The sequence below is a fragment of the Rhodococcus sp. 06-1474-1B genome (genome assembly GCF_002258885.1).
In the GTDB taxonomy this organism is placed as follows: Bacteria; Actinomycetota; Actinomycetes; order Mycobacteriales; family Mycobacteriaceae; genus Rhodococcoides; species Rhodococcoides fascians.
The window spans coordinates 159875-174031 of the sequence record NZ_NOYR01000019.1; the positions used below are offsets into that span (position 1 = coordinate 159875).

At 66.6% G+C, this 14157-nt stretch carries 12 protein-coding genes; 2 read left to right on the plus strand and 10 right to left on the minus strand.

Annotated features, from left to right (window positions below; translation table 11 throughout):
* Positions 1 to 21 precede the first annotated feature (21 nt).
* Together CH266_RS06120 and CH266_RS06125 are read left to right on the plus strand one after the other, a co-directional pair.
* The gene (locus CH266_RS06120; RefSeq protein WP_255175854.1) at positions 22 to 2052 is read left to right on the plus strand and encodes an ABC transporter ATP-binding protein; all 2031 of its coding nucleotides are present in this window, start codon (positions 22 to 24) and stop codon (positions 2050 to 2052) included.
* A complete protein-coding gene (locus CH266_RS06125) occupies positions 2049 to 2786 on the plus strand; it encodes an energy-coupling factor transporter transmembrane component T family protein (RefSeq protein WP_094714946.1) in 738 nt (245 codons plus the stop codon). Before CH266_RS06120 ends, CH266_RS06125 begins: the two co-directional genes overlap by 4 nt.
* Position 2787: 1 nt before the next feature.
* Here CH266_RS06125 and CH266_RS06130 read toward each other — a convergent pair whose 3' ends face one another.
* The 10 genes from CH266_RS06130 to CH266_RS06175 form a co-directional block, all read right to left on the minus strand.
* On the minus strand, positions 2788 to 4398 hold the full coding sequence (locus tag CH266_RS06130; RefSeq protein WP_228139156.1) for a VWA domain-containing protein: 1611 nt from the start codon (positions 4396 to 4398) through the stop codon (positions 2788 to 2790).
* A gap of 148 nt (positions 4399 to 4546) precedes the next feature.
* A complete protein-coding gene (locus tag CH266_RS06135) occupies positions 4547 to 6178 on the minus strand; it encodes a substrate-binding domain-containing protein (protein ID WP_094694777.1) in 1632 nt (543 codons plus the stop codon).
* A gap of 20 nt (positions 6179 to 6198) precedes the next feature.
* Complete coding sequence (locus CH266_RS06140; protein WP_094714948.1) at positions 6199 to 6630, minus strand: type II toxin-antitoxin system Rv0910 family toxin; 432 nt, start codon at positions 6628 to 6630, stop codon at positions 6199 to 6201.
* An 84-nt stretch (positions 6631 to 6714) separates the two neighbouring features.
* On the minus strand, positions 6715 to 8349 hold the full coding sequence (locus CH266_RS06145) for a solute symporter family protein (RefSeq protein WP_094714949.1): 1635 nt from the start codon (positions 8347 to 8349) through the stop codon (positions 6715 to 6717).
* Positions 8350 to 8360: 11 nt separating this feature from the next.
* Positions 8361 to 8660, minus strand: a complete 300-nt coding sequence (locus tag CH266_RS06150; protein ID WP_094621737.1) for a DUF485 domain-containing protein — start codon at positions 8658 to 8660, stop codon at positions 8361 to 8363.
* 201 nt (positions 8661 to 8861) lie between these two features.
* Positions 8862 to 10604 carry a sodium/solute symporter gene (locus CH266_RS06155; RefSeq protein WP_027495969.1) on the minus strand — a complete coding sequence of 581 codons (1743 nt, stop codon included), beginning with the start codon at positions 10602 to 10604 and terminating at the stop codon, positions 8862 to 8864.
* Between the two features lie 6 nt (positions 10605 to 10610).
* Positions 10611 to 10970 (minus strand): hypothetical protein, encoded by a 360-nt coding sequence (locus tag CH266_RS06160; RefSeq protein WP_094714950.1) that lies wholly within the window; start codon positions 10968 to 10970, stop codon positions 10611 to 10613.
* Positions 10971 to 10983: 13 nt separating this feature from the next.
* Entirely contained in the window at positions 10984 to 11787 is an 804-nt protein-coding gene (locus CH266_RS06165) for a LytR/AlgR family response regulator transcription factor (RefSeq protein ID WP_032385714.1), read from the minus strand.
* Positions 11784 to 12956 carry a sensor histidine kinase gene (locus tag CH266_RS06170; RefSeq protein WP_032407615.1) on the minus strand — a complete coding sequence of 391 codons (1173 nt, stop codon included), beginning with the start codon at positions 12954 to 12956 and terminating at the stop codon, positions 11784 to 11786. Before CH266_RS06170 ends, CH266_RS06165 begins: the two co-directional genes overlap by 4 nt.
* Complete coding sequence (locus CH266_RS06175; RefSeq protein WP_176457022.1) at positions 12953 to 14134, minus strand: alpha/beta hydrolase family protein; 1182 nt, start codon at positions 14132 to 14134, stop codon at positions 12953 to 12955. Before CH266_RS06175 ends, CH266_RS06170 begins: the two co-directional genes overlap by 4 nt.
* Between the last annotated feature and the right edge of the window lie 23 nt (positions 14135 to 14157).

The window sequence follows — 14157 nt, forward strand, 5'->3', positions numbered from 1 at the left end:
TCGAGCTGGCACACTGGAGCGGTGACCGTCAGCGCTGCCCACCGTCCCGAGTCCGGGCCCCTCGGTCCGCAAGAATTGGCGACCGCTGCGGTGATGAGCAGCTTCACCGTCGCGCTGACGGTGATCGGCGTGCTGGTGCCGATGGCAGCGATTCTGCAGGTTGTCGCCGCTATTCCCATGTCGGTGGTGGCCCTGCGCTATCGCACGCGAGCATTGGTCACCTCAGCGGTGGCGGGCATACTCGTAGGATTCGTCGCGGCCGGCACTCAGACGGCGCTCACCGTGGCCAGTGCGGCATTGCTGGGCGGTCTGGTCGGCCGGGCGAAGCGCCGGAAACAAGGCCTGTTCGGCGTGCTCGTCACGTCGGCAATCGTCGGACCGGCACTCGGAGCCCTCGCGGTGCTGTTGCTGCTGATCCTCGTCCCGCTACGGCAGCTGTTTCTCGAGACGCTCCGCAACACCATCGAAGGCATCTCCCGACTGTTCGAGCGCGTATCCGCCCCGCAGGCCATCCCCGATGTGATTCGCAGCAGCAGCACAGCGGTACTCGACAACTGGTGGTGGTGGGTCGGCGGATCCATCGCATTCGGCATCGTCACTGGAACGCTGTTCGCGTGGCTGATCCTCACCGCCATCCTCGATCGCCTCTCGGCCATCCCCACCCCGGAGCCGTTCGTCTCGGGCATCGACGACGAGATCGCGCCACTGCCCGTCACCCTGACCGCCGTGGGCTACCGGTATCCCGGCAGCAGATCGGCAGCGTTGAGCGGTATCGACCTGCACATCGAACCGGGAGAATTCGTCGCGATCGTCGGCCACAACGGATCCGGCAAATCCACGCTGACGCGAATTCTCGCAGGCCGTGAACCCTCCGAGGGCTCGGTGACTCGTCCCGGCTCCACCGGACTCGGACGGTACGGCGGCACCGCAGTGGTGTTGCAGCGACCCGAAAGTCAGATCCTCGGTACCCGCGTCGCCGACGACGTCGTATGGGGACTGCCACCCGGCGACTCTCGCCCCGACGTCGACGCCCTGCTCGACGAGGTGGGGTTGAGCGGCATGGGTGCTCGCGACACGGCCTCGCTTTCCGGCGGCGAGATGCAGCGACTCGCTGTCGCCGCGGCCCTGGCTCGGCGTCCCGCTCTACTGATTGCCGACGAGGCAACCGCCATGATCGACGCCTCGGGCCGGGAACATCTGGTCTCGCTACTCGCGGCACTGCCCCGTCGGCACGGGATGTCGGTCGTACTCGTCACCCATCATGTCTCGGAAACTGTTGCCGCTGATCGCGTCGTACATCTACACGAGGGCATGCAGGTGGAGCACGACACTCTGTGGATGCAGACCAGGACCGGCAACGCTGCTGTTCTGCACGACAATTCGAGCCCGCGCCTGCTCGAACTACGCGACGTGCGGCACGTCTACAACAGGCGCACCCCGTGGGCACAATCGGCGTTGAACGGCGTCGACATCACCGTCAAGCGAGGCGAGGGAGTTCTCGTTCTCGGCGGAAACGGTTCGGGCAAGTCGACTTTGGCGTGGATCATGGCCGGGCTGACCGGGCCCACCACCGGCGTCGCGCAGCTCGACGGCAAGGCGATGACGTCGCGAGTCGGGGACGTCGGGTTGGCCTTTCAGCATTCGCGGCTGCAGTTGCAGCGGCGGACCGTCTCCGAGGACATCGCCGCGGCCGCGGGGCCCGAAACCGGTTCTGCCACAGTGTCGGCCGCGATGGATGCCGTCGGCCTCGACCGGTCACTGGCCGCACGCGACGTCGACTCGCTCAGCGGCGGGCAGATGCGACGCGTGGTGCTGGCCGGTCTGATCGCTCGTCGACCCCGCATCTTGGTGCTCGACGAGCCGCTGGCCGGACTGGACCCGCCCGGACGCGACGACATCATCGGCGTCCTCGCCGGCCTGCGTGAGCGCGGCGTATCGATCGTGGTCATCTCGCACGACGTGGACGGTATGGACGCCGTCTGCAGTCGAACCATCACGATGGCCGACGGCCACATCGTCTCCGATTCGATTCATGGGAGCGTGCATTCGTGACGACCGTCGTACTGCGCCAGGTTCCGCGGATCTCACCCATTCACCGGCTGTGGGCGGGCACCAAGCTCATCGTGGTGTTGCTGCTCAGCATCACCCTCGTCGTGGCTCCGACGTGGCCTGCCCTCGGCATCGTGTTCGCGCTGCTGGTCGTCGCGGCTGTCATCGCCCACATTCCGATCACGGCTCTACCTCGGCCACCGTGGTGGATCTGGGCGCTCTTCGGTGTCGGAGCACTGATCAATCTGCCCATCGGCGGCGCAGCGGTTCTGCTGTACTTCCGTGCGACGCTGTTCGTGTTCGTTCTGCTCGGCGCATCGATGATGATCGGGTGGACGACGTCGATGAGCGACATCGCTCCGGCGGTGTCGAAACTCGGTGCACCGCTCAAGAAGCTGAAGCTGCCGGTCGACGAGTGGGCGATCGCCGTAGCGCTCAGCCTGCGGTCGCTTCCGCTGCTCATCGAGGAGATGCGGACCCTCAACGCCGCCCGACGGCTGCGACCGAAGCCGGTGGTCAACAGTGCGTCGGACAATTCACTGGTCGACATCGTGACCACGGTGATGTCGGTGGCCATCAGGCGCGCGGACGAGATGGGTGAAGCCATCACCGCACGCGGGGGCACCGGCATGATCACCGCCACCGAGGCACGTTTCAAGGCCTCGGACGCGGCGACTCTGGTGGTGGTGACGCTGGCCTGCGCGGCCGCGATCACGATCAGCTTCCTGCTGCGGTGAGCTACTCCCCCGCGAGACGCTCGGTGCGCGAGTTCAACGCCTTGACGAACACGTCCGGGATATCGCGGGGATCCTCCGCGACATAGCTCGTACCACCGGTGGCCGCGGAGATCTGCTGCAGCGCAACCGGATCGGCATCACTGGTGACGCCGACCGTGATGATCACGATGGGACGCACCGGATCCTGCTCCTTCTGCAGGGCGGCGAGAAGCTGGTCCAGGGAAATACTGCCGTTGTCCTCGTTCGCGCCGTCGGTGAGGATGATGACGCTGTTGACGTAATCGGGGTCGTAGCCCTCCTTGACACGTCGGAACGCTGCCAGAGTGGTGTCGTAGAGTCCGGTCCCGCCTCCGACCAGAGCCGGTAGCCCACGGACTGCATCGAGAATGGCCTGACGCTGCGGCTTACCGTCGAACGTGTTGCTCACCGGGCCGAGCGGCACCAGTTCTCGGTAATCCTGCTTTCCACCACCGAGTCCGATGGAGAAGGCCCACAGCCCCATCTGCGTCTGGTCGCTGAACAGATCGTTGGCACCGAGCGACGCATCGACGGTCAACGCGATGCGGGTGGAGTCGCCGGATTTCGCCGCCATCGAACCCGATACGTCCTCGACGACGAGGGTCCGCAGCGGCAACGCGAGCACCGCCCAGTCGCGCAGCGTCGTCTCGATCGACAGCGGATTCTTGATTTCCAACGCGGCGACCGAGCCGACGCCTCTGCCGTCGGCCAAGGGGGTTCCACTCGACGTTCGGAAGCCGGCTGCAACGAGTGTGTCCGTCGCCGACTGCGAGGCCAGCACCGACGCCAACGCGGCCCCGGCGGCCTTGACGCGGTCGTACTCCGGCCCGGCCGGAGCCGTGACGGCGAGGGGGTAGTTGAGGAAGTAGCTGCCCGTCGGCGGCACCGACTCGGTGAGCGACGATCCGGGGTTCGCTGCCTCGTAGGCCAGCACGGCCTGTTCGGTGGCGACGCTGGTTCCGCCCTCGGTCGCCACCTGGGCGACGAGGTCCGGGGTGTCGTGGGGCGTGTCGGCTATCCGGCCGAAGTCCTGTGCCATGGGCACCAGAGCGGCGGACACGGCTTTGGCGTCGGAGATCGCGACCTCGGACTCGGCCAGCGCACCGAGGATCGCAGCGTTGGACGCACTACTGGTGAGCGGATCGCCGATGCGTTGGCCCGGCATCTGCAGCACGCTGAGCCAGGTGTCGGTCACCGGGGCGCCGTCGGACGCCGACACCAGCACGGGCAGTGTGTTCGCCACCGACGTCTTGGCGAGTTCGGGCAGGGCTCCGGTCGAACGCAAAGTCTTGAGCAGCCACAACGTCGAGTCCGGGATCCAGAGGTCGGGGCGGTTCTCGTCGGTACCTGCGATCTCGGTCGCCGTGTCGGTGGGGCGCTCGGCCCGCACCTCGAAGTCGACGCAGCCGCGGTCCACCTCGCCCGCCTGGGCCAGGATCTGCTGCACCGGTTCGGCGATCGAGGTGTCCACCGCGAGCGAGACCGTGTCCAGCGATTCGCACGAGTCCGAACCCGCTGCGCGTACGGCCTGGACGCCGAACCAGCCACCGGCCGCGACCACGACTACTGCCAGCGCGGCCGCACCCCAGGTCACGACAGGACTGAACCTGCGACTACTGCCGCTGTGACGTCCTGACATCGCTGACTCCCCTACTTATACCCCCGACACGACTGTGTTGCGGGACTTCTCCGCACTACCCCACGTGACGGAGAGCACGCGGCGCACAGCATAGCCGCTCCCGTCAGCGACCGGAACGGCTTCTCAGTGCATTGACGAAGACGTTCGGTATTTCGGCGGGGTTTCGCGCTACGAAGCTGGTGCCCCCGGTGGCAGCAGAAATTTGTTGCAGCACACCCGCATCGGCGTCGTCGGTGATACCGATGGTGACGATGACGACCGGACGAGACGGGTCCTGTTCGGTACGCAGTGTGGCCAGCAGTTCGTCGAGCGAGATGCTGTTCGGATCCTCGTTGGCACCGTCGGTGAGGATGATGACGCTGTTCACCGCATCGGGGTCGTAGCCCTGCTGCACGGTGCGGAACGCGGCCAACGTGGTGTCGTACAGTCCGGTTCCACCACCGACCAGGGACGGAAGGGTGCGGGTCTGCTGCAGCAGCACTTCACGCTGGGTCGTGTCGCCGACCTTCTCGTCCATGCGCCGGATCGGTGCCAGCTCACGGTAATCCTGATCGCCGCCGCCGAGCCCGATGGAGAAGGCCCACAATCCCATCGACGCATTGTCGGGAAACAGTCGATTCCCGGTCTCGCTGGCCTGCACCGTCATCGCGATCCGGGTGTTCGCCCCGGCGCTGTAGTTCATCGAGCCGGACACGTCTTCCATCACGAGCGCTCGCGACGGGAGCGCGAGCACCTGATATTGACGCAGCACCGATTCGGCAGCCTGCTGGTCGCCGATCGCCAGACTCTCGACGGCACCGATACCACGATCGGACTCGAGGGGCGCGTTGTCTTCCGACCGAAAACCGGCCTCGGACAACATCTCCCGACCTCGATCGGATTCGATGACCGCGGCCAGCGCGCTGCCGACCGACTTCGCGCTGTCGTGCCGCTCGCCTGCAGGCTCGGTGACGGCCAGCGGGAAGTTCAGAAAGATGCTGCCCGTCGGCGGCACCGTCGCACCGAGTTCGGCACCGGTGTCGTTTCGGTACTCCAACATGGTCTGCTCGGACACCACGGCCACGCCGCCGTCGGCCACCAGATCGTCCAACCGGGTGGTGGGATCGGCTTCGCCGCGGGTGGCGGCCTGAGCCTGAGCGATCGGCACGAGCGCCGTCGACACCGCATCGAGGGCCTTCTCGTCTCCACCCGCCTCGGCTACCGCCCCGAGGATCGCCGCGTCGGAGATGGTGTTGGCCAACGGATTACCGATGCGCAAACCTTCGAGCTTCAGTGCGGTGAGCCACGTGTCGAAGAACGGAACCTCGTCCTTGCGGGTTGCGAGGACGGCCGGGGTGCTTGCCACCGACTGGCTCGCCAGGTCGATCAGCGACGCGGTCGATCGCACGGTCTTGCCGACCCACAGCGACGAATCGGGAATCCAGAGCGAGGGAACGTCGTCGCCTTTGGCCACTGCGGCCGACACCTGACCCGACTCCATCGCCGTCACCGCCACCTCGGCACAACCGAGATCCTCGGGCGCGGAGTCGTCGACGATCTTCTGCAGTACCGGCGCGATCGCGGGGTCGGCAGCCAACGTGTAGTTCGACGGGTCACCGCAGTCGCTGCCGAAGACCTTCTGCGCCAAGAACACTCCGCCTGCGACGATCAGAAGCAGGACGACGGCAACGACGACGTACTTGGCGAACCCTCTGTTGCCCGTCGCGGACGACGGCGCACTGTGCCTACCGGGCATGCATCTCCACTCCTACACCGTCAGGCGTAGATCTTGACGAACGTCTTCAGCGAGTTCTCGATGTCGCCCTTGAGTGCGCGAGCGACACCGGACCCGATGGGTCCGAACAACGGGGCACCGCACAGATTGACGTCGATCGTGATCTCGGACCCGTCACCCTTGGACTTCACCGACAGGTCGAGACCGATCTTCACTCCGCCCTTACCGTTGCCCTTGAGCTCGAGCTTCCGGGGCGGATCATAGGACTCGATCTTCCACGAGACGCGGTTGCGCATGCCCTTCACGCTGGCGATGGAGTCCAGGGTGGTGCCGACGGCCAGCTGCTCGGGCAGCTCACCGCGCCACGCTTCGTGGATGGAGAGCCACTGCTCGTAGCCGGACAGATCGGACGCATGCGCCCACGTCTGCTCGGGGGTCAGCGGGACGTCGAGGGAAACCTTCAGCTTGGCCACAGCAGGGATGGTAACCGCTGGACGAAAAATGCCCGTGTGAGGCCTTGCTCACACGGGCACTTCGCGAACAGTCCTACAGGTGGATCAGTGGGCGCTTGCCTTCTCCGCACCGATGCCGGTGAGAGAGCGAACCTCCATCTCGGCCTGCTTGTCGGTGTTCTCGGCGTCCTTCGAGATCAGCGTTCCGACGATACCGAGGATGAATGCCAACGGAATCGACACGATGCCGGGGTTGGACAGCGGGAACCACGCGAAGTCCGAGCCGGGGATCATCGACGTCTTCGATCCCGACACGGCCGGGGAGAAGATGATCAGCACGATCGTCGAGATCAGGCCGCCGTACATGCTGAACAGTGCGCCCGTGGTGGTGAAGCGACGCCAGAACAGCGAGTACAGGATGGTCGGCAGGTTCGCTGCTGCCGCGACGGCGAACGCCAGCGCCACCAGGAAGGCGATGTTCTGCCCGTTCGCGAGGATGCCGAGGCCGATGGCCAGGATGCCGATGACGACGGCCGTGATGCGCGAGACCTTGACCTGCTTCTTGTCGTCGACCTGGCCCTTCTTGATGACGCTCGCATAGATGTCGTGAGCGAACGACGCCGACGCGGTGATCGTCAATCCGGCGACGACGGCGAGGATGGTCGCGAAGGCGACCGCAGAGATGACGCCGAGCAGAATGACGCCGCCGAGCTCGAAGGCCAACAGCGGAGCCGCGGAGTTCTGGCCGCCTGCGGAGGCCAGGATGCGGTCGGGTCCGACGATCGCTGCGGCGCCGTAGCCGAGCACGAGGGTGAACAGGTAGAACGCACCGATGAGCGCGATGGCCCACACGACACTGCGACGAGCTTCCTTGGCGGTGGGCACCGTGTAGAAGCGCATCAGCACGTGCGGCAGACCTGCCGTGCCGAGGACGAGTGCGATGCCGAGCGACAGGAAGTTGATCTTCGAGGTGGCGCTGCCGCCGTACTGGGCACCGGGTTCGATGACGTCGCGAGCGCCGACGATCGGGTCGGCCGAGCTCGACACCATCGCCTGCGCGCTACCGAGAAGCTCGGAGAAGTTCAGGCCGAACTTGGCGAGCACGAGCACGGTCATGAATGCGGCACCGGCGATGAGCAGAACGGCCTTGATGATCTGCACCCAGGTGGTGCCCTTCATACCGCCGATGAGCACGTACGCGATCATCAACACACCGACGATGGCGATCACGATGGACTGCCCGGTGCGATCGGAGATGTCGAGCAGCAGTGCGACGAGTCCGCCTGCGCCTGCCATCTGAGCCAACAGGTAGAACAGCGACACGGTCAGCGTCGACAGTGCGGCCGCGGTACGCACCGGGCCTTGCTTGAGCCGGAAGCTCAGCACGTCCGCCATCGTGAATTTGCCGGTGTTCCTGAGCAATTCGGCGACGAGCAGGAGCGCGACGAGCCAGGCGACGAGGAACCCGATGGAGTACAGGAAGCCGTCGTAGCCGTAGACGGCGATGGCACCGGCGATACCGAGAAAGCTTGCGGCCGAGAGGTAGTCACCGGCAATGGCGACGCCGTTCTGCGGTCCGGAGAATCCGCCGCCCGCGGTGAAGAACTCCGCAGACGTCGCGTTCTTCTTGGAGGCGCGAATGACGACGGCCATCGTGATGAGGACGAACGCGCCGAAGATCGCGATATTGACGAGCGGTTCACCGACGGTGGTGTCGGCGGCCTGGGCTAGTACATTCACGGCTTCTACATTCACGGCTTCGCTCCCTGGGAGGCTTCCATCTCGGCGCGCAGGGCTGCGGCGCGAGGATCGAGTTCACGGTTGGCGAACCGCACGTAGATGCCGGTGATGGCGAACGTCGTGATGAACTGGCCGAGGCCGAGCAGTAGACCGACGTTGATGTTGCCCCACACCTTGGTCGACATGAAGTCGACGGCGTAGGTGCTGAGCAGCACGTAGATGACGTACCAGACCAGGAAGAACCCGGCCATCGGGAACACGAAGCTACGCAGGCGGTGCCGCAGTTCCTGGAACTCGGGACTGGCCTGCATGTCGACGAACGCTTGCGCGTCCGGTGGCGAATTGGTTTCCGGTGCGGTCACCTTGGACTCCTGAAGTTGATGTGAGCTGTAGCTGACTCGGAACAGTAGTGAGAGTCAGGTCACAACATCAGGGGGTGGCGTCGATCACACGACGGGCTGCGGGAGTGTGCGACGAGCGGTAGCGCAGACCCGACGAACGGCCTTCTCTCGTTACAGCTCGCGCTCTCGGTCTTTGCCCATGTCGAGGCCTTCGGGCAGGTGCAGTCGGGCGAAGATTCGGGAGATGTCCGATGGCACCGTTCGCCGGGTGGCGAGGCTGACGACGATCATCGCGGCGAAGGCCACGGGAACGCTGACCGCGGCCGGGTAGCCGAGTATCGCTGCCGCCCAGCCCCCGAGGACGCCGTCGGAGATGGGGGTGACGACGGAGATCGACGCGGCGACGAGGGACAGTCCGCCGCCGAGGAACAGCCCGGCCGCGGCTCCTGCTGCGGTGAGTCCGCGCCACCAGATGCCGAGCACGAGCAGCGGACACAGCGTGGACGCGGCGACGGCGAACACGAGCCCGACGGTACGCGAGAGATCCAGTGAGACAACGCCGATCGACAGTGCAAGTGGCACTGCGCCGGCAAGGACGGCCGCGACACGGAAGTCTCGGACCTTGCCCGAGAGCACGTCGGTGCTCAGGACACCCGCGATGCTGACCAGCAGGCCGGACGACGTGGACAGGAAGGCGGCGATGGCACCGGCGGCGACGAGTGCGGCCAGCAACTGGCCGGGTACCCCCGACAGCACGGAGCCGGGCAGCAGCAACACTGCGGCGTCGGAGGCACCGGTGATCAGCAGTTGCGGCACGTAGAGCCGGGCGAACACTCCGAGGACCGTCGGGAACAGATAGAACGTGCCGAGCAGCGCCAGCACGGTCAGCGAGGTCAATCGCGCGGCTCGGCCGTCGGGGTTGGTGTAGAACCGCACCAGCACGTGCGGCAGCCCGAGGGTGCCGAGGAACGTGGCCAGGATCAGTGAATACACCTGGTAGAGCGGGTGCTGACCGCCCAGTCCCCCGCCGGGCATCGCCCAGGCGCGGTCGGTGGTCGGTGCGCCGGCGACCACCGGAACCGGCGAGCCCGCGTCGAGGGTGAGCAGTGTCCCGGACCCGAGCCGGTGTTCGCCTGCATCGAGATTCACCCGTCCGTCGACGCTCTGCTCGTCCAGGGTTCCTGTCACGGACACCACGATCGGCGAGTCGACCTGCACGAGCACGTCGGTGGTGATGTCGACCCGGGTCTGCTCGGCGACGGTCGGCGGGGCCGCGCTACCGACGCTGCGGTCGTCGGCGACGAAGTGCACGGTCAGCACCAGCGCAGGGATGGCGATCGCGGTGAGCTTGAGCCAGTACTGGAACGCCTGCACGAAGGTGATCGAGCGCATTCCACCGCCGACGACGTTCGCGATGACGATCAGACCGACCGCGAGTGCTCCCACCCAGCCCGGCACTCCGAGAAGGATGTTCAGCGTCAGGCCTGCACCCTGGAACTGCGGCACCAGATACAGCGCGCAGATCACCACCACCACGAGCATGGCCACGGTACGCAACCATGGTGCGCCGAGCCGGAATTCGACGAAGTCGGGCACCGTGTACGCACCGCTCCTGCGCAGTGGGGCGGCGACGAACAGCAGTAGACCGAGATAACCTGCAGTGAAGCCGACGGGATACCAGAGCGCATCGGCACCGTACTTGGCAATGAGCCCCGCGACACCGAGAAACGATGCGGCAGAAAGGTATTCGCCCGAGATAGCCGCGGCGTTCCACCGCGGTCCGACGGTCCGCGAGGCCACCAGGAAGTCGGAGGTGGTGCGCGCCAACCGAACTCCGTAGACACCGATGCCGACGGTGGCCACCGCGGCCACGATCAACGCAATCAGTGTCGCGACGGGTATAGATCCGTTCACCGGTGCCTAGTCCTCGACCAGGCCGACGAACTCGGCCTCGTTACGCTCGGCGCGGCGCACGTACGCGCGGCCGACGCCGAACAGCAACGGATAGATCGCTACTCCCAGCACCACCCACGGCAGCCCGATGCCGAGCAGCCGAACGTCGGTCACACGTGCCAGACCCAGCCCCAGCAGGGGAATCGTGAACAGGATCGACAACGTCATCACCGCCAGCCGCAGCGACAGCAGGAGTTGCGCACGCACCAGGCTTCGCACCAGCGCGTCGCCCACCTCGGTTTGCTCCTGCACCTCGACGCGGGTGCGCACCAGGCGCGCGCCGCGGCGCTGCGAGAGCACCACCCGCTCCCGGTGCGGCTGACTCACCGCGCACCTCTCGTCACCGCGACGACCACGACTGCAGCGGACCGCGCACGAGCCGGTCCTTGAGTTCTCTGGTGTGCCGCCGGCTCACCGGGAGTTCACAGGCCGGCAGCGCGCCGGTGGCGCGCAGACACACCACCAAGCCCGAACCGACGCTTCTGATTCCGGTGACCAACGGAAGCGACACCAGATACGAACGATGCACTCTCAGGAAACCGGCATCGGCCCAACGGCTTTCGAGAGCCGAGATGGGAATGCGCACCAGGTGCGAACCGGTGGCGGTATGCAGCCGCGCGTAGTCACCGTCGGCCTCCACCCACGCCACCGACGACCGATGTACCAGCGTGGTGGTTCCACCGAGCTCGACCGGAATGACCTCGTCGGCAGCCGATTCGGCCGACTCGGCGGGCCGACGACGGGCGAGCAGAACACGTCGGACGGCCTCGGCCAAGCGGTCGTCGCGCAACGGCTTGAGGAGGTAGTCCACCGCGCCCAGATCGAAGGCAGCCAATGCCCGATCGTCGTGCGCGGTGACGAACACGACCGCAGGTGGCCGAGCGAACGCCGACAGGATTCCGGCGAGCTCGAGGCCGTCGAGGCCGGGCATGTTGATGTCGAGGAACACTGCATCGACCACGGATTGGCCGGAGGTCTGCTTGAGTTGGCGCAGGGCGGTAGTCGCGTCCTGCGCGGTGTACACCTCGGCCACGGCCTCCTGCTCGCGCAGCAAGAAAGCCAGCTCGTCCAGGGCAGGCCGCTCGTCGTCGACCGCCAGCACAACCAGCCCGCGCGACGAACCAGAGTTCGCTGGATGCGTCATGCCCGCACCCCCGGCCTGAACTTGGGCACCCGCATGCTCACTTTCGTGCCTGCTCCCGGTGCGGTGTCCACGACGAGACCGTAGTCGTTTCCGAAGGCCGCCCGCAGCCGATCGTCCACGTTCGCCAGTCCGACGTGGGCCGCATCCTCGGTGTGCAGGCTGCCCGATCGCAGTACCTCGGGGTCCATTCCCACTCCGTCGTCCTCGATGCTGATCACGGCGTCGGTGCCCTCGTCGGCGGCGATGATCGTGACGCGACCGCCGTCGGCCTTGCCCGACAACCCGTGCCGGACGGCATTCTCCACCAGTGGCTGCAGCGCCAGAAACGGCAGGGCCACCCCGAGCACCTCGGGAGCCACCTGCAGGGTGACCTGCAGCGAATCGCCGAACCGGGCCCGTTCGAGCGTCAGGTACCGATCGATATTGCGTAGTTCGTCGGCGAGCACGGTGAATTCCCCGGCGTTGCGGAATGAGTACCGGGTGAAGTCGGCGAATTCGAGCACCAGTTCCCGTGCCCGATCCGGGTCGGTACGGACGAACGACGCGATGGTGCCCAGCGCGTTGTAGATGAAATGCGGGCTGATCTGGGCCCGGAGTGCACGCACCTCGGCTCGGTCCAACCGCGCCCGCGATGCGTCCAGTTCGGCGAGTTCGATCTGACCGAACGCGTAGCGCGCGACCTCGGCGATGGCCCCGAGCATGCCCGGCCCTGGTTCGGCCACCACCGCGGCACCGAGCACCCCCGCCACCGGCGAATCCTCGTCGATCAACGGCTGCACCACCAGCGCTTTGACCTCGTGAATCGAGCCGAGCGGAAGCCTCACGAGCACGCGGCGCTGCCCGTCGACGGCGCGTCTGGCCGCCTCCACGAACGCCGGCGTCAACTCCGGCCACGGCCCGTCCCAGGCGAGCAGCGACGCACTCGGATCGCAGATACCCAATGCATCCGCCCCGGTCAGGACCCGAAGATGGGGAGCAGCGGCGGCAGCCGAGCGGGCGTCGAGACCGTTCCGCAGCGGCTTCGCCGCCAACGACGCGGTATGCAGGGTGGCGTGAACCGCGCGCTCCTCCGGGGTGGTCAGATCGCGTCGCCCACGCAGGCTGATCAGCGCGATGGCGGTGACGATCGCCGCCACGATCACCGCCATCCACGCCAGTGCCGCGGTCATCGTGCGCAGGTGGTCGAGTTGGGCACGTTCAGGAAACGCTCGACGAGCCAGTCGACGCCGATCGCGTTGGCGGCCAGATCCGCGTGCCCCTGCTCGGGTTCCGCACGCAGTTCCACGTCGTCGCCGAGTCCGCAGGCTTTCGCTACGGCGTCGCGAGTCCACTGCGGATCGATCAGGTCGTCGCGCTCGCCGACCAGAACGAACAGCGGAACATCGGTGCGGGACGTCGGCAGCGCCACCGATCGGAGCCAGTCCGTCATACGATTCGCGGCCCGGTCATCGGCCGGGACGGCATCGGCCGGATCGATGACGGCACCCGCGTCGGCCTTGGAGAAACCGAGCAGATCGCTGCACGCCGTCAGCGCGGTCACGTTGTCGGCAAAGGTGCCGCGGATGTAATCCGAGCGCTCGACGCTCGGATCCGTGACGTGCAGACCCTCGTAGAGAAACGGCACCAGCAACTGACGGGACAGGGTCTGTTCGGTGTCGGCTGCGAAGTACCGCGTCAGATCGGCTGCAGGCGACAGCGCGGCGACTCCGACCAGTTCCAAACCCTCGCCGTACTCCGCATTACGCTCGGCAGCGGCCCAGACTGCTTGTCCCCCTTGAGAAGTGCCGATGGCGCCCCATCGGGTTCCGACGTCGGGCACCACGGTACGCGCGGCGCGCACGGCATCGATGACGTCGTAGGCCGCAGCATCGATGTTCAGATACGCCGGATCTCCCGGAGTCCCCAGACCCTGGTAATCCGTCACCACCACGACGGTGCCGCGCTCGAGGAAGGGCGTCACCAGGCCGATGGTGCCCAACAGGTTCGGATACAGCGAGGGCGCACACTCGTCGGTGACACCGGTGGTACCGTGCCCGACCGAGACGATCGGCCAGCCACCGGCAGGCGCAGAACCCTTGGGCACGAACACGGTTGCCGATGTCTCGGTTCCGCCTCCGGTGACGCCGTCGGTGGTGCGGTAGACGATCTTCGTGGCGGATCCACCCAGGAAGGCGACACCGATGTCGACCTGACCGAGCGGCATCGACGACACGATCGACCCGCGGTCGGAGCCCTCGGGTGCCGGATTCGACGTGGGTGCCGGAGCCACGGGAGGCACGGCAGGCGAACTGCACGCGGCGAGGGCGAACACGAGTGCCGCGGCGGCCACCAGTCCGGTCGACCTCACTGTCTCAGCGCTCCCACTGTGTT